This window comes from Actinoplanes sp. DH11, assembly GCF_020873875.1.
GTDB lineage: Bacteria > Actinomycetota > Actinomycetes > Mycobacteriales > Micromonosporaceae > Actinoplanes.
On sequence record NZ_JAHWGU010000002.1, the window covers coordinates 334,803 to 357,626 of the forward strand.

General features: G+C 70.3%; 18 protein-coding genes. 8 read left to right on the top strand and 10 right to left on the bottom strand.

The features are described 5' to 3' along the window. The first annotated feature begins 168 nt into the window (after positions 1-168). Both LPA41_RS04485 and LPA41_RS04490 read left to right on the top strand, forming a co-directional pair. A complete protein-coding gene (locus tag LPA41_RS04485) occupies positions 169-552 on the top strand; it encodes a hypothetical protein (RefSeq protein WP_229068512.1) in 384 nt (127 codons plus the stop codon). Positions 553-769: 217 nt separating this feature from the next. Continuing rightward, the gene (locus LPA41_RS04490; RefSeq protein ID WP_229068514.1) at positions 770-2,281 is read left to right on the top strand and encodes an FAD-dependent oxidoreductase; all 1,512 of its coding nucleotides are present in this window, start codon (positions 770-772) and stop codon (positions 2,279-2,281) included. On the opposite strand, the gene LPA41_RS04495 is transcribed toward LPA41_RS04490, so the two are convergent. Further along, positions 2,282-3,001 carry a uracil-DNA glycosylase gene (locus tag LPA41_RS04495; protein ID WP_229068516.1) on the bottom strand — a complete coding sequence of 240 codons (720 nt, stop codon included), beginning with the start codon at positions 2,999-3,001 and terminating at the stop codon, positions 2,282-2,284. It abuts the gene before it with no gap. A gap of 122 nt (positions 3,002-3,123) precedes the next feature. Beyond that, entirely contained in the window at positions 3,124-3,786 is a 663-nt protein-coding gene (locus LPA41_RS04500) for a TetR/AcrR family transcriptional regulator (protein WP_229068518.1), read from the bottom strand. Positions 3,787-3,848: 62 nt separating this feature from the next. Here LPA41_RS04500 and LPA41_RS04505 point away from each other — a divergent pair, with 62 nt between their 5' ends. Further along, positions 3,849-4,118: a hypothetical protein gene (locus LPA41_RS04505; protein WP_229068520.1), complete on the top strand. Its 270-nt coding sequence runs from the start codon at positions 3,849-3,851 to the stop codon at positions 4,116-4,118. Here LPA41_RS04505 and LPA41_RS04510 read toward each other — a convergent pair. Beyond that, a complete protein-coding gene (locus tag LPA41_RS04510) occupies positions 4,099-4,449 on the bottom strand; it encodes a hypothetical protein (RefSeq protein WP_229068521.1) in 351 nt (116 codons plus the stop codon). The two genes, LPA41_RS04505 and LPA41_RS04510, sit on opposite strands and share 20 nt — an antisense overlap. 175 nt (positions 4,450-4,624) lie before the next feature. Here LPA41_RS04510 and LPA41_RS04515 point away from each other — a divergent pair, with 175 nt between their 5' ends. Together LPA41_RS04515 and LPA41_RS04520 are read left to right on the top strand one after the other, a co-directional pair. After that, positions 4,625-6,238 (top strand): methyl-accepting chemotaxis protein, encoded by a 1,614-nt coding sequence (locus LPA41_RS04515; RefSeq protein WP_229068523.1) that lies wholly within the window; start codon positions 4,625-4,627, stop codon positions 6,236-6,238. 196 nt (positions 6,239-6,434) lie between these two features. After that, positions 6,435-7,973, top strand: coding sequence for a PstS family phosphate ABC transporter substrate-binding protein (locus LPA41_RS04520; protein ID WP_229068525.1), 1,539 nt, complete (start codon positions 6,435-6,437; stop codon positions 7,971-7,973). A gap of 37 nt (positions 7,974-8,010) precedes the next feature. Here the strand turns inward: LPA41_RS04520 and LPA41_RS04525 are convergent, their stop codons facing one another. Then, entirely contained in the window at positions 8,011-9,555 is a 1,545-nt protein-coding gene (locus tag LPA41_RS04525; protein ID WP_229068527.1) for a methyl-accepting chemotaxis protein, read from the bottom strand. 356 nt (positions 9,556-9,911) lie between these two features. Between LPA41_RS04525 and LPA41_RS04530 the strand changes: the two genes are divergently transcribed. Continuing rightward, positions 9,912-10,235 carry an STAS domain-containing protein gene (locus LPA41_RS04530; RefSeq protein ID WP_229068528.1) on the top strand — a complete coding sequence of 108 codons (324 nt, stop codon included), beginning with the start codon at positions 9,912-9,914 and terminating at the stop codon, positions 10,233-10,235. 44 nt (positions 10,236-10,279) lie between these two features. Here LPA41_RS04530 and LPA41_RS04535 read toward each other — a convergent pair whose 3' ends face one another. Beyond that, positions 10,280-10,990 (bottom strand): alpha/beta fold hydrolase, encoded by a 711-nt coding sequence (locus tag LPA41_RS04535; RefSeq protein ID WP_229068529.1) that lies wholly within the window; start codon positions 10,988-10,990, stop codon positions 10,280-10,282. 244 nt (positions 10,991-11,234) lie between these two features. On the opposite strand from LPA41_RS04535, the gene LPA41_RS04540 reads away from it, so the two are divergent. Further along, entirely contained in the window at positions 11,235-11,723 is a 489-nt protein-coding gene (locus LPA41_RS04540; protein ID WP_229068531.1) for a hypothetical protein, read from the top strand. A gap of 177 nt (positions 11,724-11,900) precedes the next feature. Further along, positions 11,901-14,498, top strand: coding sequence for a PKD domain-containing protein (locus LPA41_RS04545; RefSeq protein ID WP_229068533.1), 2,598 nt, complete (start codon positions 11,901-11,903; stop codon positions 14,496-14,498). 59 nt (positions 14,499-14,557) lie between these two features. Here LPA41_RS04545 and LPA41_RS04550 read toward each other — a convergent pair whose 3' ends face one another. The 5 genes from LPA41_RS04550 to LPA41_RS04570 form a co-directional block, all read right to left on the bottom strand. Further along, positions 14,558-14,821, bottom strand: a complete 264-nt coding sequence (locus LPA41_RS04550; protein ID WP_229068535.1) for a hypothetical protein — start codon at positions 14,819-14,821, stop codon at positions 14,558-14,560. A gap of 6 nt (positions 14,822-14,827) precedes the next feature. Further along, complete coding sequence (locus LPA41_RS04555) at positions 14,828-17,758, bottom strand: BTAD domain-containing putative transcriptional regulator (RefSeq protein WP_229068537.1); 2,931 nt, start codon at positions 17,756-17,758, stop codon at positions 14,828-14,830. An 83-nt stretch (positions 17,759-17,841) separates the two neighbouring features. Further along, complete coding sequence (locus LPA41_RS04560; protein ID WP_229068538.1) at positions 17,842-18,270, bottom strand: hypothetical protein; 429 nt, start codon at positions 18,268-18,270, stop codon at positions 17,842-17,844. 99 nt (positions 18,271-18,369) lie between these two features. Beyond that, positions 18,370-20,667 (bottom strand): beta-L-arabinofuranosidase domain-containing protein, encoded by a 2,298-nt coding sequence (locus LPA41_RS04565; RefSeq protein WP_229068539.1) that lies wholly within the window; start codon positions 20,665-20,667, stop codon positions 18,370-18,372. A 40-nt stretch (positions 20,668-20,707) separates the two neighbouring features. Then, positions 20,708-22,762, bottom strand: a complete 2,055-nt coding sequence (locus LPA41_RS04570) for a family 43 glycosylhydrolase (RefSeq protein WP_374238111.1) — start codon at positions 22,760-22,762, stop codon at positions 20,708-20,710. Positions 22,763-22,824 lie beyond the last annotated feature (62 nt).

The window sequence follows — 22,824 nt, forward strand, 5'->3', positions numbered from 1 at the left end:
CGCGACGGCGAGCCGTGCACTCGCGGCGCCGCAACACAACGTGTGACAAACACAACTCAGCGTCAGTCAGGACGCTGGCGGCGTTACCTCAGCGTGATCGACGCGCGGCGTACCGCTCACGTAGATTCCTCCCGCCCCGACTCGTGCCGATCCCCTGTGAGCACCCCTATGCCTCGACTGACTTTGGACCTGCGGCACCCCACCGGCGGGTTCCTCTACAAACTCACCGGACCCCGGGTCCTGATCGACGGCACCGCGCAGCCCGTCGGTGCCTGGGGAACTCACGCCGTCGACGTCGCCGCCGGGCCGCACCGCGTGGAGGTCCACGTGCCGTACGTCCTCCCCCGCAAGGCCGGCCGCGCCACCGCCGAGGTCACCGTTCCCGAGCAGGGACTCGCGCTCGAATACATGGCGCCCACGGTCGTCTTCGCGAAGGGCTCCCTGGGTCCGCAAGGCCAGCAGAAGTCGCCGGGCTTCAAGGCAGTGCACGCCTTCAACATCGCCGCGGTGGTGCTGGTGGTGGCGTACTTCGCGTCGAGAAGCTTCTCCTGAGACACCCCTCCGGGCATGACGACAGCCGGCCCCGGACACGGGATCATGGCGGCGTGCGGCTGGGCCCTGTGGTCGGGGCCGGGCGTCGCGACGGTGGTGGCCGTGGCGGCGTGACGACCGAAAACGACCATGCCAGGTTGCTGCGCCGCTGGCTGGCCGGCTGCGGGCACCGTACGCCGGGAGGGTTTGATCTTTGGTGACCGGGAACTTGCGCAGCATGAGATCCCGCCGCGGGCCCGCCGCCACGAGTCGCCATGCCCACCGTCTCACGCGCGTCGACCGCTCTCTGCCGCAGGCGGTCGGGGAGCCGGTGCGGGCGGTGGTGGTCGGTGGCGGGATCGCGGGGGTGACGTCGGCGCTGCTGCTCGCGGAGCGCGGGGTGGCGGTGACCCTGCTGGAACGTGACGAGCAGCTCGGTGGCCGGCTCGCGGCGTGGCCCAAGCGGCTGGCGGACGGGTCCACGCAGATGGTGGACCACGGGTTTCACGCTTTCTTCCGGCAGTACTACAACTGGCGCAACATTCTGCGCCGCATCGATCCGGCGCTGTCGTTCCTGCGCCCGGCCGAGCACTATCCCGTGGTGTCGCGGGCCTGGCCGGACGAGGACTTCGGCGGTCTGCCGGGCCGGCCGCCGTGGAGCCTGCTCGCGTTGATCGCGCGGTCGCCCAGTCTGCGGTTGCGGGAGATGCGCGACGTGGACGGTCCGGCCGCGACGGCGTTGCTGAAGTATTCGCGGGCGCAGACGTACCGGGAGTTCGACACGATGTCGGCGGCGGACTACCTGGACCGGCTCGCCATGCCCGACCGGGCCCGGGCGCTGCTGTTCGACGTGTTCGCCCACTCGTTCTTCAACCACGCGGCGGAGATGTCGGCCGCCGAAATGATCATGCAGTTCCACTTCTACTTCCTGCGCAACGCCGAAGGGCTGGCCTTCGACGCGCCGGACGACGACTACCAGACGTCGATCTGGACGCCGCTGTGCGAGCGGCTGCAGAAGCTCGGCGCGGACATCCGCACCGGCGCCGCCGTCGACCGGATCGAACCGGGCTGGACGGTCACCCTCACCGGTGGCGCCCAGGTCCGGGCCGACCACGTCGTCCTGGCCACCGATCCGGCCTCCGCGCGCCGCATCGTCGCCGGTTCCCCCGGCCTGACCGGCACGGCGCCGCGTCTGGCGAGCGGGATGGAGACGGTACGGACCACCGCCCCGTACGCGGTGAGCCGGATCTGGACCGACCGGGACGTCGCCGCCGATCGTGCGATCTTCAGCAGTGTCGCCCGCGAACCGCTGCTGGACTCGGTGAGCCTGTTCCACCGCCTCGAACGCGGATCGGCCCGATGGTCGCGGGACACCGGCGGCGCGGTGGTGGAACTGCACGCCTACGCCGCGGACGACGGCCTCGACGCCGAGGGCGCGACCCGTGACATGTGGTCGGAGCTGACCGCGATCTGGCCGGAGACGAAGACTCTGCGGGCGGTCGACAGCGACACCCGGATCGGGTACGACGCCCCCGCGTTCGATGTGGGCAGCGACGCCACCCGGCCGGGCGTGACCACCGACGCCGACGGGTTGTACCTGGCCGGGGACTGGGTCCGGATGCCGTTCCCGTGCGCCCTGATGGAGCGGTCGGCCGCGTCGGCGGCGATGGCCGTCAATGCGATCCTGAGCCGGCACGGGGTGCGCCCGGTGCAGGTGTACTCGGTTCCGCCACGAGGCCTGCTGGCCTGATCAAGGCAGCCTGCCTGCGCGGTCTGGGCGGCGAGTCAGGAAGGCGGTGCCGGCGGCCCGGCGATCTCGGCGGCCCGGCGGAGCACGGCGGAGCACGGGTTCGGTCAACCGGCCGGTCCGGGTGTTCTGGGGACTCGGGTGATAGCAGCCGAGCAGGAGCCGGCCACCGCCGGCCGGGTGTTCGCGACCATGGCCGAACGGCGGCCGGGGCCGGAGCCCGGCCCAGGCCGCGGCGGCGTTCCAGGCCAGCGCGCCGAGACAGACGATGACGCGTACGCCGGTGAGCAGTTCCAGCTCCGCGTCCAGGTAGCGGGCGCATTCCCGGCGCTCGTCGCCGGTGGGCCGGTCCTTCGGTGGCGCGCAGCGCACCGCCGAGGCCATCCAGGCCCGGTGCAGCAGCAGCCCGTCGTCCCGGTGGGTCGAGGCAGGCCGGTTCGCGAGGCCGTTGCGGTACATCGCGGCGACCAGCCAGTCCGCGGTGGCGTTGCCTGTGAAGGCCCGCCCGGTGCGGTTGCCGCCGTGCGCCGAGGTGGCCAGGCCGAGCACGTAGATCCGGGCTTCGGGATCCCCGAACCCGGGCACCGGCCTGGCCCAGTAGTCCTGCCCGGCGAAGGCCGGTTTGGGGTGCGCGGCCGCGTGCTCCCGGAAGGCGACCAGGCGCGGGCACCGCCGGCAGCCGATCACCTGCCGCTCGAGCGCGGCGAGTTGCTCCGCGGACACCTGTCAGCCGGCGGTCGTCACGTCTGCGGTCATGGCCGGAACCTTACAACTGAGAACTCGCCGGTGTCAGGCGCGCGGTCGCCCGCGCGGAAGGTGAGCCGGCGCTGTATCTCGGTCGCTGTTCAGGCTTCCTCATCCCGGTGGCCCCGGGGTGTGACGAGGGCGTCGGCGAGCGCGCGTGCCAGCCATCGCTCGTACTCGTCGGGTGACCAGCCTCGATCCCCGACGAGCAGGTCGAAGACCTCGGGCGAGATGAGCGTCCAGACGACGTCGCACGCCCGGACCGGGTCCAGACCGGCGCGCAGGCCACCGGTGGCGGCCAGATGGCGCACGACACCGCCCGCGCCGGCCATCCGCTCCTGGTTGACGGTCTCCCGGAATCGGATCAGGTCGGGGTCGCCACCGCGGGCGCCGGCGAGCAGTTTGGCGAGCAGCGGACCCACCCGTTCGCCGATCCGGCGGGCGGCGAACGCGTACCGGGCCACCTTGTCCCGGGGATCGGTCGCGGTGTACACCGCCCGGATCTCCGGCCGGTCGATCATCGGGATCGGCTCGTCGTCGCCGGCGAGCGTGACGTCGTAGACGTCCTTGATAAGCGCGGCCTTGGTGCCGAACGTCTTGTAGACCGTCTCGACCGAGACACCCGCATGCGTCGCCACCGCACGCATGGTGACCGCCGCCGGCCCGTGTTCGACGAGCAGCCCCCGGGCCGCGTCCATGATCCGGCGGCGCGTGAGCCGGGCCTGCTCGGCGCGGCGGCTGTTGTCGTACACGCGACGAGACATTGCTTTGCCACTCCCCAGAATTCGATACTTCGGCAGTGTACTCAATATTCTCGGGAGGGATCATGACCACCATCGATGCGGAAACCTGCATCCGATCCATGACGATCATGGGTTCCGGTGACCTCGACGACCTCAACCGGGTCGTTCATCCGCAGGCCACCAACCGTGAGGCCAAGGACGAGCCGCCGGCCTGCCGCGGGCAGGGGCCGGGGCTGGGTCCCGCCCACCCCGGCCTACCTGGTGCGGATGGCGCAGGCCAAGCGGCAGGCCCGCCGCGCGCAGACCCGCACCTGAAGCGGGGCGTGAACCGGTTCAGGCCGCGTCGCCGCTGAGCCAGTAACGTTCCTCCGAGGAGTGCCGGCCGGGATGGCCGTCGAACAGCGAGCAGTCCGGTTCCACCTCCTGCCGGGCCTGCCGGACCGGGCACCAGGTGTACGGGTTGATCTCGGACGCGCTGAGCGTCCACTGCGCCCACCACATCGTCTCTTCGACCTGCTGCGCCAGGGCGGCATGGGAGCCCTCGTGGCCGCGTTCGAGTTCACAGCCCAGCTCCGATCGCACGGCCGGCGCCGGCGCCGGCAGGCTGTCGAGGAACGCCTGCTGCGCGGCGTCGAGCGTGATGCGGGCCGGACAGTTCATCAGTTCCGCGTCATCAATCGACATGGATGCATTATTGCCGAGGAGGCGCAGGCTTAACCGGTTTTTCTGACGGTATCTCGTTCGGCCCCGTACACCGTCCCGGTCTTGATCGGTCCGGCTGAACGCTCAGTACTCGCCGCGGGTGGTCGATGGTCCCTACGACGGGTGTCACGTTGCGCCCGCCGGACTCTGGAGTGGTATGCGTCTGCGGGATGTGAGCGTCGGGAAGCGCCTCGGCGCGTCGTACCTGGTTCTCACCGCGCTGATCGTCACCTGCGCGGGAACCGGGTGGTGGGGCCTGCGCCAGCAGGCCGCGGCCCAGCGGGACCTGGCCGCACTGGAACGGGTTCGCGACGACATCCAGGCGGTCAAGTACAACGCCGCGGACGTGACCGGCTGGCAAGGTCTCGTGGTCGCCGACGTGGGGGCGTTCGGCTATGCCTACGCCACCGGGCCCGAGGGCTTCAACCGCCAGGGCGAGCTGAAGTCGAAGGACGCCATCTACGCCGGCCTGGCCGCCACCAACACGGCCGACATGACCGCCGCCGAGCGGGACGAGTTCGCCAAGCTCAAGCCCGCGTGGGACGAGTTCTTCACCTGGGACGCCACCGTGATGCGGTGGCTGTCCGCCGACACCAAGGCCGCTCGCGCCAAGGCGATGACGAGCATCAACGGCGGGGAGGCGTCGGCCTCCTACAGCAAGGTCCTGGACATCACCGCGAACCTCGACGCCTCGGTGAACGATCGCGTCGAGGCCCTTCGCACCGAGGTCGACGACGCGCAGAACACCGCGCTGACCGTCCTCGTCGCCGCCCTGGCACTGGCCGTCGTCCTGGCGGTGCTGATGGGCGCCTGGGTCACCCGTTCGGTGGTCGGCCCGCTGGTCACCGTGATGGCGGCGCTGCGGCGGCTCGCCGGCCGTGATCTCACCGCGCGGGTGAGCGTGGACCGCCGCGACGAGCTCGGCCGGCTCGGGGACGCCCTGAACCAGACGGCAGAATCGCTGCGCGCGACGATCTCCGCGATCGCCGGGCACGCCGGGACGGTCTCCTCCGCCTCGCAGGAGCTGTCCCAGGTCTCCGCACAGATCGCCGGGGCCAGCGTGGACATGGACGCCCAGGCCGCGGCGGTGGCGTCCTCGGCCGGCAACGTCTCCGGCAACGTGCACACGCTGCAGGCGGGCAGTTCCGAGATGACCCAGGCGATCGACGAGATCGCGCGCAACGCCGGCGAGGCCGCCCGGGTCGCCGGCGAGGCGGTCAGCGTGGTCGATCAGACCAACCACACCGTCGGCAAACTGAGCGAGTCCTCCGCTGAGATCGGCAAAGCCGTCGCCATGATCACCGCGATCGCCGAGCAGACCAATCTGCTGGCCCTCAACGCCACCATCGAGGCCGCCCGGGCCGGCGAACTGGGCAAGGGCTTCGCCGTGGTGGCCGGCGAGGTCAAGGAACTGTCGCAGGAGACCGCGCGGGCGACCGACGAGATCGCCCGCCTCGTCAAGGCCATCCAGACCGACTCGTCGCACGCGGCGGGCGCGATCGACCAGATCGGCGCGGTGGTGGCCCGGATCAGCGACTTCCAGACCTTGATCGCGGCGGCGGTGGAGGAGCAGACCGCGACCACCAGCGAGATGGGCCGCAACGTGAGCGAGGTCGCGGACAGCAGCGCGGACATCGCCACCAACATCGCCGGAGTGGCCACCGCCGTGGGAGCCACCACGGCGATCGCCGGCCGGGCGCGGGAGAACGCGGAGAGCCTGGCGCGGACCAGCACCGAGCTGCGCGAACTCGTGGCCGAGTTCACGCTCTGACGAGTCCCCGCCGCGACACGGGCCACGGGATTCGGCGATGGTGGCCGTCCGTTCACCCGTACCATTCCTGCCGCTCATGTCCGGCGAGGACAGTCGTGGGATTGACGGATGACGCTGCCGGCAGTGGCGGCTCGAAGCCGGGTCCGCCTGCTCGCCATCCGCCTGTGCCGTGTGCCGAGAGCCGGGGGAAGATGCGATGGCGATTTCCGTGCTGGTCGACTGGCTCGGTGCCCAGCAGGGCGTCAGCAGCCTCGTCGCCGCGCTCGTGCTGGCCGTCGGGCTCACCCTGTTCAACCAGTTCCAGGCGCGACGCAAGCGGGTGTTGTCGTTCCGCGTCCGGTTCAACTCACCACTGGGGTTCAGCCCCGCCTATGCCAGGCTCGTCGCGCGGGTGATGGACCAGGAGAACACCCACATCACCGAGCCTGCTCTGGTGGTGGCCAAAGTCAAGAACGTCGGCCGGACGGCGATCTCCCGGCATGACTACAAGACATTCGAACTCGAGTTTCCCGGCCGCAAGACCATCGCCGCGGGGTTCACCGAGGAGAAGCCCGAGGCGCTGAGCAACGAGTTCAAGGACTTCGCCTGGCACCTCGGCGGCGCGGTTCTCGCACTACCGCGGGTCGACCTCAACCCGGCCGAGGAGTACAAGGTGGTCGTCCTGCTCTCCAATGAGGGAGCAGGCCCCAACCCGCCGGCGAAGGCGGTCGCCCGGCTGGCCGAAGGTGGCCTGGTCACGCAGGCCGACACACCGCGAACCCGCCGCACCACCATCGCCGGGGCCGCGGTCAGCGCCCTGCTGGCCGGCGCCCTGGTGACCACTGTGCTCTTCGCGAGTTCGCAGCAGAAGGCGGGCACCTCCGCCAGCGCACCGGTCTGCGCGGCGGGTGAACTGACCGTGGAAGGATCCAGTGCCTTCGCGGGAATCGCCTCCCATCTGGCCCGGCAGTACATGACCTACTGCGACGACGCGAAGATCACCGTGATCGCGGCGGGCAGCTTCGAAGGTCTCGACCATCTGCAGAACGCCACCCCCGAGCAACGGCCACGACGACTGGCCCTGGCCGACGGCAAGTTCATCGGGTTCGCCGACCTGGTTCCCAGCCGCAGTCTGGCCGTCGTGCCCTACAGCGTGGTGGTCCACAACGGTGTCGCGGTCACCGACCTGTCCGCCGGCACCCTGCGCCGCATCTTCCGGGGCGAACTGGGCGACTGGCGCGACGCCGACACGTCGCTGGACGCGGCGCCGGTCCGGGTGGTGGCTCGCGACGACCGCTCGGGCAGCAGAAGGACGCTGGAGACCTACGTGCTCGACGGCAGGCAGGCCGGCGCCACCAGCGACTCCTGCGACGTGCTGCGTGAGGGTGTCGCCAGGTCACAGCCGGTGATCTGCGAGCAGACCACCACCAGCGACGTCCTGACCAAGGTCCGCAGCCGGCCGGGCGCGATCGGATACGTGGACACCCCCAACGCGCTGCTGACCCCCGGAGTGAAACAGGTCAGGCTCGGCGGGCAGGCCGCCACCATCGACGACATCCGCGCCGGCTATCCGTTCTGGACCGTGGAATACCTCTACAGCTACGGAGACCTCGACCGGACCGACCCGCTGACCCGCTCGTTCGCGAACTACCTGATCGACGCGGAGGCCCGGTCCATGATCGCCGCGCAGCAGTACGCGCCGTGCGTGCGCACCGACGGAACACCGGAACCGCTCTGCACGACCCCGCGGGAATAGCGACCCACCGGATTCCGGCGCCCGGCCGGCGAGGCGATCACAGCGTGAAGCGCTCGACGATGCGGCGCAGGTCGCCGGACATGTCGGCGAGGTGTGCGGCAGCCCGGTCGGTCTCACCGACGCCGGTAGTGGTCTGCTGCACCGACGCTGCCACCGCGTTGATCGTCTCGGCTACCCGGCTACCCGCCTCGGCGGCCTCGCTGACGTTGCGGCTCATCTCGTTGGTGGTGACCGTCTGCTCCTCCACCGCGGAGGCGATGGTGGTCTGGAAGTCGTTGATCCGGGCGATGATCTCGCTGATCTCTTCGATCGCGGTGACGGCCCCCGCGGTGTCGGCCTGGATGGCGGCCACTCGCTGCCCGATGTCCTCGGTGGCCCGCGCGGTCTCCTGGGACAACTCCTTGACCTCGCTGGCCACGACCGCGAAGCCTTTGCCCATCTCGCCGGCCCGGGCCGCCTCGATTGTCGCGTTCAGCGCGAGCAGGTTGGTCTGCTCGGCGATCGCGGTGATCGTCTTGATGACGTCACCGATCTGAGCGGACGACTCGTTCAGCTTGGCCATCACCGCGCTGGTCCCGGCGGTGACGTCCACCGCGCGCGACGCCACCTGTGCCGCCTGGGTCGCACTCTCGCTGATCTCGCGGATCGAGGCGCCCATCTCTTCCGACCCGGCGGCCACGGTCTGGATGTTGACGGACATGGTCGCCGCCGAGTCGGCCACCGCGGCGGCCTGCCGGGCACCCTGATCGGCGCTGGCAGCAGTGTGCCGGCTACTGCCGGCCAGCGTACCGGCCTCGGTGGCCAGCGACTCCGAATGCGCGGCCAGATCGGTCACGGTCTCCCGCAGCGTGCCGGTCGCCCGGCGCAGTGCGTCGGCCATGTGCCCCAGCTCGTCGCGCTGCTCGACCTGCGGGTCCCCGGACAGGTCGCCGGCCGCCACCTGGTCGAGCACCCGGGCGACGCGGTGCAGTGGCTGCACGATCAGGCGAGCCACATAGAGCGCGCCGACGACCGCGAAGAGCAGAGCACCACCGAGCACCGCGACGATCACCGTCCGGGTCCGCGTGACCATGCGGTCGAACTCCTGGCCCGCGAGCAGCGCCTTGTTGGCGTACTCGATCTCCGCGCCGAGCAGGCCCTCGTAAGTCTTGCGCAAGTCCCGGTTGTCACCGAGCGCCAGCTCGGTAGCCGCTTCGGGTTGGGTCTTGTATGTCTGGAACTCGGCCTGCACCGCGGTGAACCACGTGTCGGTGGCGGCTTTGATGGCATCCACGCGCGCCTCGGCATCGGCGTCGGCGGCCACCGCACGCGCTGCGGCAAGAGCGGTGTCGACGCCCTCCTTACGCCCGAGCGCCTCCTCCGCGAAACTGTCATCACCACGGATCAGATACCCGCGCTCGTCGTTGGCCGCCGCCTTGGCGGTCAACGCGGCGTCGTTCAGGTTGGTGCTGTAGGGCAGCACCTCGGCGATCTCCCGGTTACGAGTGCTCTGCAGGTCAGCGATGCCGACGAGGCTCAGCGCGCCCGTCGCCACGGTGCCGGCGACCGCGACGCCGGCGACCGCGAGCACTTTGGCAGACACCTTCCGGTCCCGGAACCACTGCCCCGGACCACCTTTACCGCCCACGTTCATTCCTTTCGCCGACAACCGTCCCATCGGCAATGGGCCGCCTCGCCTGAGCGATCGTCAGCCCGCACGGACACCGCCGCCGCACCGTGCGGTTCACGCGTCATCCGGGCACTCACCATCGCATCCCGTCGTTGTTCCGCTGCAATTCCTCAGACATTGGTTGTTTACCAAGAATTAAGCAGTTCATTTGCTCTGGCGCCGTGATCTGGCCGTGACCGAATGAACTTTTCCGGCCGCCACTCGACCGGTCCGGTGAACGGCTTTAATCTGGCAAGTCGGAGAAACACCGGATAACGGAAGGTAAAGCAATGACCGCTACCACGGTCGACGTCAACACCGGGCCCGACGGCACTCTCGTCGTCCATCCCCGTGGAATTCTCGACGCCACGGATGCAGTCGGACTGCGCCGCACACTCGTGCAAGCCATCCGTCACACGCGGCCGCTGCGCCTCGTCCTGGATCTCGCCGACGTGCACGACCTCGATCCGATCAACCTGGGCACCCTCGCCGCCGCCTGCCACCTCGGCGACGATCACCAGGTCGCGGTCTTCCTCGACCACTGCCCGGCCGCCCTGGCGGCCCGGCTGACAGCCGCCGGAGTCCCCCGCCATCGGCTGCGCGACGTCGGCTGACAGCCGGCTCACCCGCCGTGTGAGCCGGCTCGGACGAACGCGTCTCAGCGGGCGCTGCCGGCGGCGTTCTGCGCGGCGGTGACGATGACGTCGGCGACCACGTCGGCCTGGGTGATGAACAGGGCGTGACTGCCCGGGACGTCGGTGACGGTCGCGCCGATGCGCTTGGCCATGTGCTGCAGCATCGCCTGGTCGAACGCCCGGTCCTCGGTCGCGATGACGGCCCAGCTCGGCTTGTCCCGCCACGCGGCGCTTGTCACCGGTGTGGCGAAGGCCGCCATGTTGACGGGCACCTGCGAGTCACTCAGGAACGCGGCTTCGGCGTCGTCGACGTCCGCGGCGAACCCGGCCTGGAACTTGTCGCGGTTGAGGAACCCGTACCCGTCCTCGGTCACGTCGATGACGAAGTCGGGTGTCGCGGCGAATCCCTCGTACTGCTGGGCGGTGGTCTCCCCCGCGTCGGGCGCGAGCGCCGAGACGTAGACCAGCCCGGCGACGTCCGGGTGCACGCCCGCCTCGGTGATCACTGTGCCGCCCCAGGAGTGACCGACCAGGATCGTCGGGCCGCCCTGCCGGTTCAGCACACGCGTGGTCGCCGCGACGTCGTCCGCCAGCGAGGTCAGCGGGTTCTGCACGACCGTTACCCGGTAGCCCCGGGCGGTCAGCCTGTCGTACACGCCGCGCCAGCCCGAACCGTCGGCGAACGCGCCGTGGACCAGCACAACGTTCTTGATCTCTTGACCGGTGGTGCTCATCAGACTCTTCCCTCCGTGGTTGCGCCGACGATCCCCGCCGCCGCCATGCAATATATTGCATGCAGCCTTGCGCGAAGACCACGTCGATTTGTCGGGGCGCGCACATCGCGTGCATACCGCAGACCCGCCCGCACACGCTCCCGCGAGACGACGGCACACCCTGCCGGCGCTCGCGCCCGGTCGACGACCGGGCCGGGCCGCGCCGAGGCCAGCCGGGCGCTACTGTCCGACAGCATCCATCGACGTGATCACCTCAGTGAGCCGCTCCGGGAGGACGACGATGCCCCGCTGCCTGACCCGGCTGGAGACGGAGACGCTCGTCTCGCGCCGGATGATCGTGCTGCTCGACGACGCCGGTGACTACGGACTGTCCGAACAGGACTGGCTGTCGGTCACCCCGAACTGCGTGGTGGCGATCAGCGCCGGCGCCACCGACCACTACGCGCGCGTGACCGTGGAGGTCTGGGACGAGACGCCGCCCCTGCTCGAGGGCTGGGAGAGCGGGAAGGCGGGGCGCGTCCGACTGGACAGCGGCTACCTGGAGATCCAGCCCACCGACTCGCACGTCGTACGGATCGGCCCGCCCGGCCGCTACGAGTTGCGGGCCTACAGCGACGGGCGGTCGCGCATCGCCGCCCTGACGCCGCGCGCCGGGGTTGACGAGCTGCGCGGCGTGGAGGCGTTCCTGTTCCAGTTCTGGCCGGCCGCCTCCGTGGAATCGCTCCCACGGTGAGTTGGCACTTCTCCCGGTAAAGCGGTCGCAACCGAAGCAACCCGGTCAGCACGGGGCAGTGGCCCACCAGCAGCCGCGCTAGCTTCCCGTTCCATCTAACCCCGTCGATGAGCGTCGCGCATGGAAGCCGGCGCCGGGACGGAACCGGAAGGGAACGACGTGCTGAGACGACAACTGTTGAGACGCCGCCTGGCAGCGGCGGCGTTCTCCGCGAGCCTGGTGACCGCCCTGCTGGTGGTGGCGCCCGGGGCCGCGGCGGCCGAGCCGGACCCGCCGGCGGCCCCGGGCCCGCTGACGATCCAGCCCTTCTACGCACCGATCGAGGCGGACGGCGACGCGGTACCGGACACCACTCGGCGGAGACTCGCGCCGGCGGAGGAGCGCGAGCCCACTGCGGAGGATGCCCGCGAACTGGCCGAACGGCTGGGCGACAAGTCGTTCTCCGGCGTCGGCGAGGGCACCTCGATCGCCGCGGCGAGCACGGCACGCAAGCCACCGGCCAGCCCGGACGAGAGCTACCTCGCCCCGTGCTGGGACAGCGACGGCGGCCGCGGCGAGCACGGCCGGGTCTACAACCGCTTCGAGTGGTGCCAGCGCGGGCGGATCGGCGGCATCGTGAAGGATGAGGACGGCGACGAGGTGGGCCGGGTCAGCGTGATCTTCCGGGCCGCCGCGTACGGCCGCGACGACGGCAACCGTGACGTCCGGGTCTTCCTGCGTTCCGAGCCCGGCTCGGCCGCGTACCAGGGGGACCAGGTTGGCCTGCGCAGCGCGCTGATGCACGTCTGGGCGGACTGCGACGACTACACCGCCGGTTGCACGGCCGGTGGCGCCACCGCGGGAAAGACGATGGACGACTGGAACTCCGACGGCAGCTGGCACTCCTGGACGGTCGCCTCGGCCGACAACAGCGGCGTCGGACCCTACCAGGTCAGCCGGCACCTGTGGCACCTCAAGAACCGGGTGTTCTCGCACGCGTTGCCGGGTGTGCCGGCGCAGAAGTTCGCGGAGTCGCACACCATCCGCTGCGACTCGGCGACTGTCGGCTTCGCCCGGAGCCGGTCCAAAGCGTGCATCTTCGACGACGTCATCCCGCACCTGCAGTACTCGGCGACCAGCACCAAGCACGGCGAGGTGGCGCGGCACATCCAGTGCGCGCTCGACTCCACCTGCACGTCGTACCCGTTGAAGGACGGCAAACAGGTCCCGGGAAAGTTCGTCGAGAACCGCGACTCGCCCGGCCTGCACCGGATCACAGAGAAGACACCGGCCCACCCCGACAACGTCACCTACTACGCCAAGAACAGCTACCAGAAGGACCAGGCCTGCCAGCAGGGCACCCCGTACTTCACCGACGGCCTGCCGCCGGCGCTGTACAAGCCGCCGGCGCAGCAGTGCGACGAGTTCCCGTTCGCCTCCACCAAGGAGGGCGCCGGCGTCGGTGACTGGAACTTCTCCGTGCTTGGGGTGACGGCGGCGGTCAACAGGTGCGCGGGCATCGAACTGAAGGCCTACTACCGCAACGACCGGATCCTGGTGTGGCAGCCGAGCATGCCGAAACCCGCGGAGGACCCGTACTACGTGCACATCACCGACGTGCCGGACAGCACTCCGCCCGGCGACTGTGTGGACGAGGAGGACGAGGGCGAGGTCACCGACCTGCCGCCGACCGTCGACGCCGGGGCGAACGTCAGCGGCGACGAAGGCTCGGTCATCACGCTCGGCGGCAGCGCGGCCGACGCGGAGGGAACGCCGTCGACGAACTGGACGTACGCGCCGGGAACCGGCACCGACCCCGGCGCCTCGTGCGCCTTCACCGCCGAGAACAACGTCGGCACCGGCATCACCTGCACCGACGACGGCGTCTACACGGTGACGCTGACAGCCAACGACGGGGTCAACGGCTCGGTCAGCGACAGCGCGACGGTCACCGTCTACAACGTGGCGCCCTCGGTCAGCCCGCAGCCCAGTCCGTCGGCCCGGGCCGCGGCGGCCGACTCCGGCATCGTCACCCCCACGCCGTGGCAGGTTTTCCGGGTGGGCAGCTCGGTCAAACTGACGGCCGACTTCACCGACCCCGGGCTCAACGACACCCACGTCTGCGCGGTGAACTGGGACGACGGCTCGACACAGAAGTTCACCTCGTACGGGCGGCAGTGCGTCCGCGAGCACACGTACACCCGGGCCGGGATGTTCACGATCAGCACCGGCGTCACCGACGACGACGGCGGGATCGCCGGCGAGAAGACCGTCATGGTGATCGTCTACGACCCGGACGGTGGCTGGGCCAACGTGGACGGCTCGTACGACTCACCGGCCGGCGCGCTGCCCGGCGCACCCGCCGCGGCCGGCGAGGGCTGGCTGCACCTGACCGGGCGCTACTACCCGCAGGACAAGAGCACCCCGGTGGGCGCGGCCCGCAACTGGATGCCGCCCGGCAGCCCGTACCGCTTCGACATCCAGGGCGGAACCCTGGAGTGGCTCGTGGTGACGCCGGACGGCAAGGTCGCGGCGAAGACCACGGGCACGCTGGCCGGTACCTCGCAGCGTTACGGGATCGTCCTGTACGCGTACGAGAGCTGTACCGGCGCCACTCGTGCGGGCGCCTGCCAGAACGGGCCCGACCGGGTACGGACGGTGATCTGGCCGCTGTCGGCGGGGGCTTACCCGACCGGCGACGTCTTCTACGACAGCCGCGCCTCGGCCGGCTACGACGTCGACGTGGCGAACCCGCTGTCGATGCGCACCGGGACCACGCTCATCCAATGGCCGTGACGACCGGCTGAACCACGCGGCCGCCGCCGGGCACGAAGCCCGGCGGCGGTCCGAGCCGGTCAGACGGCGGCGATCAGCGTGGTCACGAGGCGGTCGACGTCGTACGCCGTGATGTGCAGGTGCGGGCCGCGTGGCTCGGTGAGGCCGACGCCCGCGGCCGCGAGCCGGGCGGCGATGTCGCCGGTGATCGTGGCGAGGGTGGCGGCGATCCGGGGCGGGCCCCGGGCGAGGATCTGTTCGAGGGCGGCCACGGCCATCGGGGTCAGCTCGAACAGGGTCCGGGCGCCCTGGTCGTGGCGCCGGGCGCCGGGCCCGGTGAACAACCGCCGCTAGTGCGTCAAGCCCGGCAAAGTCACGTCACCGCAGGCCGTCCGGGCGAGGTCCAGGTAATGCTCGGCCTCGGTCGGCTCGCCACGGGCCAGCATCAGCTCGCCGAGGTCCCGCAACGCCAGGGCGGTTCCGACCGGGTCCGCGAGGTCGATGAACTTCGCCAGGGATGCCCGCAGGTACCGCTCAGCTTCTGGCTGCGGTGCGGACCGCCCGCGCGCCCGCAACGCCAATGCCTCACTACGGCCGTCGCCATAGCTGGTGAATCGTTCCAAGCACACGTCCAAGTGCCGGGCCGCGCGCTCTTTGTTCCCTTGGCCCAGCTCCGCCAGGCCCAGACTGAGCAAAGCATGGCCTTCCCACACCCGGTCACCGTGTTCGCGCAACACCGGGACCGCCCGCTCCAGGTGCACGACCGCCTCGGCGAAGCGACCATGCTGCTGGCAGGCGTATCCCTTTGCCCGGTAGGTGTATGCCTCCCAGAGCAGGTCACCGCGGTCACGGAAAATCTGGACGCAAATGCGGTAGAGACGCAGCGCCTCGTCCAGATTTCCCTGCGTCACGTGCAGACTGCCCCGGCTGAGCAGCGCCGCCGCCTGCCAGTCGGGGTTGCCCACCTCGTTGAACAGGGCGACGCACTGGTCCAGGGTGGCGGCAGCCTCGGCGAACCGGCCGTCGGCGCGATAGACGTTGCCGAGACTCAGCAGCGCCATGGCATGCCAGTCGAGGTCACCGAGCCGCCGGAAGGTCTGCGCCACCCGGTCCAGGCTGAGCACCATGGCGCCCCACGGCGCGGGCACGCCCGGTTCGACGGTGAGCGATTCCGGCATGCCGTCGTCTCCGAGCGCGGAAGCCACCAGCCGGTCACCGACCCGGTGCGCGGCGTGCCGTGCGCTCGCCGCCGTCGACGTCCAATCGTCCCACTGCGACCACAGCTCGTACGAGAGCGGGACCAGGATGCCGGCGAGTGACCATCCGGTCTCCAGCACCGTGCCGACGGCATCGGTGACCTCGCCCGAGAGCGCGGACCGCAGGGCAGGGACCCAGCCGAGTGGATACTTGCGCTGCGACGGGTGCCGCGGCGCGGCGGGATCGCCACTGACCAGCTTCTTCTCCATCCGGTCGAAGATGGCCATCCAGTCGTCGAGCACCTCGCCGCGGGCGGTGCGCCGCTCGTCGTCCGCGCCGGCGCCGCCGGGCAGTTCCCGGGCGAAGAGCGAGATCAAGTCGTGCATGCGGTAGCGCTGCCGGTTCGCGTGGTCGCGGCCGACGACGTCGAGCAGGTGCCAATCGGCCAGGCGCTCGAGGAGACCGGCCATGTCCGGCTCGGCCGCGCCGGCCAGCGTTGCGGGGACCCAGGCCGGGAATGACGTACCGTGCAACTGGCCGAGCAGCCGGAAGGTGTCCTGTTCGCGCGGCCCGAGTGACTGGTAGCTCAGTGCGATGCAGGCTCGGAACGTCACGTCGCCGGCTTCGAGCTCGTCCAACCGCCGCTGCTGGTCGCTGAGGCGGTCAGCCAGATCGGCAAGCATCCAGTGGCGCCGGGCACGCAGACGGGCGCCGGCGATGCGGATGGCGAGCGGCAAGCGGCCGCAGAGCGCGATGATGCGGCGGGCAGCCTCCGGCTCGGCCGTCACCCGGTCGCGGCCGGCGGTGTTCGCCAGCAGGTCCACGGACTCCTGGTCGTCGAACTCCGGCAACCAGATCCGCTCGGCCACCAGGCCGGCCAGCGGCGTCCGGCTGGTCACGATCACCGCCGACCCGGCGTCCCAGGGCAGCAACGGCCACACCTGGTTCTCCGACACGACGTTGTCCAGCACGATCAGCAGCCGCCGGCCCGCCAGGTGCGACCGGTACAGCTCGGCAGAACCGACCCCGGTGCGATCGTCCAGGCCCAGCAGCCGTACGACGTGGGTCAGTGCTTCCTGCCCGGAGACCGGCCGGCCACCGAGCCCGCTGAGGTCGACCAGCACCCGGCCGTCCGGAAACTCCTCGGCGAGCAGGTGCCCGGCGTGCACGGCCAGCGCGGTCTTCCCCACGCCGGCTTGGCCGGTGATGACCGTCAGGGCGCGGTCTCCCGCTGTGCTGGCAAGGCTTTTCAGGTGTTGCTCACGGCCGGTGAAATAGGTCAGGACGGGTGGCAGCCGCACCGGCGGCTGCGGGTGCGAACCGGCCACCTCCACTGTTTCCCGTACGGCGATCGGTGCGACGTCGCCCTGCAGGACGCGCAGGTGCAGCTCCCGCAGCGGCCGCCCCGGATCGATGCCGAGCTCGGTGGCCAGCCGCTCCCGCGCCGCGGTGTAGACCTGTAGCGCCTCCTGGACACGCCCGCCCTGGTGCAGCGCGAGCATCAGCTGCGCTTGAAACTTCTCCCGGAAGGGCTCGTCCTCGGCGGCCCGGCGCAGCTCCCCGACGATCTGCTGGTGCCGGCCCAGCCGCAGCTCCGCCTCGAAAAGGTCTTCCAGCGCGGTCAGGCGACGCTCGGTCAGCGCCGGTTCCTCGCGCTCGACCAAGGCCTCGGTAGTGCCGGCGAGCGCGGTGCCACGCCACAGCGCCACCGCCGAGCGCAGCCGCTCAGCCGCGGCTTCGGGCCGGTCGGCAGCGAGGTCGGCCCGGGCCTGCGCGGTCTCCCTGTCGAACTGGTGCAGGTCGAGATCGTCGGGCCCGACGGTGATGCGGTAGCCGGGCGTCCGTCGCGCGATCTCGTGACCGCTCAACAGCTTGCGCAGGCGGGACACGTAGATCTGGAGCTGGCCTTTCACACTGGCCGGTGGCGACTCGCCCCAGGTGAGCGCGGTGACTGTGCTCGACGACACCACGCGGTTGGCGTTGAGCAGCAGCGCGGCCAGCACGGTCCGCTGTTTCGCCCCGCCGAGCCGGACGGGGCCCTCCTCGTCCCAGGCCTCAACGGGTCCCAGGAGTTGGAATCGCATGTCGGTCAGTCTACAACCGACGATCATCCGTCACCGTTGCCGCAGGGCGCGCGGCCCCCGTGGAAGGCCGCGCGCCGGGCAGGTCAGGGAGCGGCGATCCGCACGTTGCAGGCCGCGGCTCCGTCGTTGATCCACATGCTCACGTTGACGTCGAGCTTCGTGCCGCTGCGCTGCGCCCACGGCATCGTGTACTCGTGGGTGCGTGCCCGGTCGGGGGCGCCCGACCAGGTCTTGCGGCCCTTGTCGACAAGAGAACCGCCCTTGGCCTGGTCGGTCACGACCTTCCAGGCCTCCAGGCCCCAGGTGCCACCCCACTCCGTGCTGATGGCGCGGGCCCGCTTCTTGTCGGCGCTGACCTCCCAGGTGACCGTGATGGAACTCTGGTCGACGACACCGCGGTAGCAGTTGCCCTTGGCCGTGTGCTTGGTGGCGGCGTACGCCGCCGGGGAGGCGACCACCACTCCGGCCAGGAGGGCACCCGCGACAACCGCACTTGCGACGCTTCTGCGCACTGACTCATCCTTTTCGCTACATGATCAAGTCAGCAGCAGTCTGCGATGATCCGCTTTACGGAAGCTATACGGGCCCTTTACCCGCACCGCAGAGCCGGGTCAGCTGACGCGGACGAGGCGCCAGTTGTTGTCGGCGCTGCCGTTGTCGGGTTCCTGGACGACCTGGGCTCCCCAGGTGCTGGAGGCGCCCAGCACGGCGAGGACCTTGCCGCTGTTGACGTTGCGGATGCGGTACGAGCCGTCGCTGTTGCGCACCAGGGTCCAGCGGTGGTCGGCGGTGCCGTTGTCGGCCCACTGCAGCACGGTGGCGTTGTCGGCGGCCGACATGTTCTCGACGCCGAGGACCTTGTTGCTGTTGACGTTGCGGAAGCGGACGGCGGCGCCGTCGGTGATCTGCGCCCACAGGTGGTCGGCGGTGCCGGTGTCGCCCCACACGACGGCCCGGCCGCCGTCCGCGGTGGACATGTCCTGGACGCCGACGACCAGCCCGGAGGCCACGTTCACCAGTTTGTAGGTGGCCTCGGCGGTGCCGGAGGTGTTCCAGTAGACGGCGTAGTTGACGCCGTGCGCGTCGTGGAACGGCCCCAGGTTCACCGTGGTCCCGTTGGCGGTGGCGGTGAATGCCAGGCTGCTCGTGCTGGTCCGGGTGATCGACGGGACGGCGAGTGACGGGTTGGCGGTCAGGGCGGTGTTGCCGTACCGGCCGCAGAGCACGACGGGGCCGTACACGATGGCCTGCACCGCGGGGTTGTCGTTCGCGGCCTGCATGGTCACGCGCATCGGCAGGCGGACGGTCAGGACGTCACCGGCGGCCCAGGTGCGGGTCACGGTGGCGTAGGTGCCGGGGGTGGTGGTGACGTTCTCGGTGGCGCCGTTGACGGCGAGGGTGGCTCCGGCGGCCCAGGACGGGATGCGGACCCGGATGCTCCACGAGCCGCTCACCGTGCCGGTCAGGGTGAGCGTCGTGGTGTCGCCGACCGGGTAGGTCGTGCTCTGCGTGACGGTGATGCCCCGCTGGGTCCAGGACAGCACGGACGGCGTGAACAGGTTGACGGTCAGGGTCGTACCGTTGTGGAAGTAGATCGAGTCCATCAGTTTGGTGTTGGTCTCGATGCCGGTGCCCTGGCAGCACCAGAAGCTGTTGTAGTCCGTCGACCAGGTGCCGCCGCCCCAGGCCGGTCCGACGCCGCGGCGCCCACCGGCTCGCAGCGGCGTGAAATAGGTGACGTGGCCGTGATTGTCGGCCGGGTTCTGCGCGCCGATCAGGTGGTTGAGCAGGGCGCGTTCGTAGAAGTCGAAGTACGCCGCCCGGCCCGGGTCGGTGAGCCACAACTCGCGGGTCAATTTCAGCATGTTGTACGTGTTGCAGTGCTCGCAGGTGTCGTCGGTGAGGTAGCCGGCGATGGCGTTGGGCGGCCGGAAGTGCTCGGCCTGACTGTTGCCGCCGATGACGTACGTGTGTGCGCCGGTGGTGATGTTCCAGGCGTTGGCGGCGATGTCGCGGTACCGGGTGGTGCCGGTGGCCTTGTACTCGCGGGCCGCGCCGATCCACTTCGGCACCTGGGTGTTCGCGTGCAGGCCGTTGAGCTGGTCGGAGCCGGCGGCGAGCGGGGTGAACACGGCGGCGTGGTCGAAGCGCTGGGCCGCGGCGAGCCACCGGCCGTCCCCGGTCTGCTGGTAGATGTCGGCCAGAACCTCGTTCATGCCGCCGAACTCGGTGCCGAGCATGGCCTGCATCTGGTTCGCGGTGAGCCGTGCCGTGCGGGTGTCGACCCAGCCGGCGAGCCGCAGCAGGACATCGCGGGCCTGGGTGTTGCCCATGTAGCGCCACGCGTCGAGCAGCCCGGCGAGGGTCTTGTGGATGCAGTAGTACGGCACGTTGCCGTTGCTCAGCGTGCGTGCTTCCAGGGCCGTGAAGTCGGATTCGGGGAACCCGGAGAGGTAGCCGTTCGCGGCCTGGCACTTGGCCAGTTCGGCCACCATGTAGTTCGCCTTGTCCCGGCAGGTGGTGTCGCCGAGGACCGCCCACGCCTGCGCCCACGCGGTCAGGAAGTGACCCTGCATGTGGGTGCGGAACGGGAAGTTCGGCGCGTCCCAGCCGCCGGTGGCCGCGGCGCCGCCGGTGGACCGGCCGTGGTTGGCGCGGAAGTTGTAGAGCAGCCGGTCGACGTCGACGAACCGCAGGTAGTTCATGGTGCGGTTCTGGTTGTCCAGCCACCGTCCCGCGGTGAGCCGGACCTGGCCCAAATCGAACGGGTGGGCGGAGACGCCGAGGTCGGCCCGGACCGGCGGGACCACGGCGGCCTGTGCCCGGCCGGTGCCGGCGACGGTGGTCGCCACGGCGCCGGCCCCGGCGGCCTGCAACAGGCGGCGCCGGCTGATGGGATGCGAGGACATGGTGACTCTCCTTGGGGGAACGGCTGGGGGCGGCCGGCGGTCAGGGGGTCGTCAGGTCGAACCGGTTGACGGTGACGGCGCCGCCGAGGGCGCCGGTGGCGTAGTTGAAGATGCCGAAGCGGTAGCCCATGAAGAACTGCCACGCGTTGTTCAGCGTGAAGGCCGGGCCGAGCGGGGTGAACGTGGTGCCGTTCGTGCTCCAGGAGAACGTGGCGGTCCGCCCGGACCCGGGCCGGATGTCGGCGCTGGCCCGCAACCAGATCCGGCCGCCTGTCACGGTGGCGCCGGCGGCCTCGGTGCCGGTGCCGGTGGTGGCCCAGCTCGCGTTCATGGTCAGGCCGTTGGTCATCGACACCCGGGTGGTGCCGTTGTCCTTGCGGATGCCGATCCAGGCCGAGGAGTCGCGCAGCATGGCGAGGCCGGCCCGGTCGCCGTTCGCCATCTGCGAGTAGTCCAGCTCGATGGTCGCGGTGGACGACGGACCCTGGATCCGGTGGGTGAGCGTGTTGCGGGCGGCGTACAGATCGTTGGTGACCGTCGCGGTGGCCAGCCGCAGACCGTTGCCGACGCTGAACCTGGTGGTGTCGGGGTTGTGGTTCCATTCCCAGCGGTGCCCGAGCCGCGTCCCGGTGAAGGTGTCCGGGCCGATCATCGGCTGGACGGTCTTCGACGTCGTGATGGTCGGCTTCGGGTAGGTGGCGCCCCAGCGCCCGCCGGCGGTGGTCAGGACCGGCCAGTCGTTGTTCCAGGTGATCGGGGCCAGGGTCGGCACCCGGCCACCGGGGTACGCGTCGGTGAAGGCCATGTACCACCAGTCGCCGTTCGGGGTCTGCACCAGTCCGCCCTGGTGCGGCACCCCGCCACCGGAGATCGGCCCGGGCAGGTCGAGCAGCACCTGGCGCTGCTCGTACGGGCCCCACGGGCTTGTCGAACGCAGCACGTACTGGCCGTTGGCCGGGCGGGTGAGCCAGATGTAGTAGTAGGAGCCGCGCTTGTACATGCGGGCGCCTTCGAGGGTGCCGATGGACGACGGTGTGGTGTAGACGGTCTGCGCCCGTACCTGCGACGTCAGGTCGGCGGAGAGCTGGGCGACGCTTATCGTCCCGTTGCCGTACGCCACGTACGGGGTGTCGTTGTCGAACATCAGCCCGGCGTCGTAGTAGCAGTTGTTCAGCCGGGCCTTCTTCGACCAGGCGCCGTCGACAGCGGTGGCGGTCCAGACGTAGGTCCGGTTGAACTCGGTGCAGCCCAGCCAGTAGTAGGTGCTGTTGCTGGGCCGGTAGTTGAACGCCGAGGCCCAGATGCCCTTCACGTACGCCCGGCCGCCGGTGAGGTCGTAGGCGGGGTTGTCGAAGTCCAGCCGCGGCACCGAGTGGCCGGCGTACTCCCAGTTCACCAGGTCGTAGGAGCGCAGGATGGGCGCGCCCGGTGAGTAGTGCATGGTGGAGGCCGAGTAGTAGTACGCGTCACCGACCCGGATGATGTCGCCGTCGGCGAAGTCCTGCCACACCACCGGGTTGGTGAAGGTGCCCCCCGGGTCGGTCGGGCCGCTGCCGACCCGGACGAGCTGCCACTGCTGGTTGGCGCCGTTCCAGTCGCTGTACTGCACGATGTTCGCGCCGTCGGCCGTGGACGCGCCCTGCACTTCGAGGGCCTTGCCGCTGTTGCGGTTGATCAGCTGGATGTGACCGTCGACGTCCTGCACGCTGAACTGCTGGTTCGCGGCGTTGTTGTCGCTCCACTGCACGATCGAGCCGCCGTCGGCCGTCGACCAGTTGTAGACGTCGAGGACCTTGCCGGAGTGCCGCGACTTCAACCGGTACCAGCCGCCGCCGGAGTCGACGAACTGCCACTGCTGCTGCACCTGGTCGTTGCGCGTCCACTGGGTGATCCGGGCGCCGTCGTTCGTGGCCAGGTTGTAGACGTCGAGAGCCTTGCCGCTGGTGCGGTTGACCAGCACGTACGACGCGCTGGTGTCGATCGTCGCGGCCGACGCGGGTGACGTGGCGACGAGGGCGAGCGCCGCGCCCAGGACGGCGGTCAGGACGGCCGCGATCATCCGCCGCGGCCTGCGGCTTCCGGAACGAGCCCGCATCGTCAACTCCTCGAATTCGCGAATTGAGAACGCTCACATTTGCCAGCGGATATTGCCAGAGA

Coding starts and splice junctions, on each gene's coding strand:
- LPA41_RS04485 (WP_229068512.1), top strand. CDS start 169: ATGCCTCGACTGACTTTGGACCTGCGGCACCCCACCGGCGGGTTCCTC.
- LPA41_RS04490 (WP_229068514.1), top strand. CDS start 770: ATGAGATCCCGCCGCGGGCCCGCCGCCACGAGTCGCCATGCCCACCGT.
- LPA41_RS04500 (WP_229068518.1), bottom strand. CDS start 3,786: ATGTCTCGTCGCGTGTACGACAACAGCCGCCGCGCCGAGCAGGCCCGG.
- LPA41_RS04505 (WP_229068520.1), top strand. CDS start 3,849: ATGACCACCATCGATGCGGAAACCTGCATCCGATCCATGACGATCATG.
- LPA41_RS04510 (WP_229068521.1), bottom strand. CDS start 4,449: ATGTCGATTGATGACGCGGAACTGATGAACTGTCCGGCCCGCATCACG.
- LPA41_RS04515 (WP_229068523.1), top strand. CDS start 4,625: ATGCGTCTGCGGGATGTGAGCGTCGGGAAGCGCCTCGGCGCGTCGTAC.
- LPA41_RS04520 (WP_229068525.1), top strand. CDS start 6,435: ATGGCGATTTCCGTGCTGGTCGACTGGCTCGGTGCCCAGCAGGGCGTC.
- LPA41_RS04530 (WP_229068528.1), top strand. CDS start 9,912: ATGACCGCTACCACGGTCGACGTCAACACCGGGCCCGACGGCACTCTC.
- LPA41_RS04535 (WP_229068529.1), bottom strand. CDS start 10,990: ATGAGCACCACCGGTCAAGAGATCAAGAACGTTGTGCTGGTCCACGGC.
- LPA41_RS04555 (WP_229068537.1), bottom strand. CDS start 17,758: ATGCGATTCCAACTCCTGGGACCCGTTGAGGCCTGGGACGAGGAGGGC.
- LPA41_RS04565 (WP_229068539.1), bottom strand. CDS start 20,667: ATGTCCTCGCATCCCATCAGCCGGCGCCGCCTGTTGCAGGCCGCCGGG.
- LPA41_RS04570 (WP_374238111.1), bottom strand. CDS start 22,762: ATGCGGGCTCGTTCCGGAAGCCGCAGGCCGCGGCGGATGATCGCGGCC.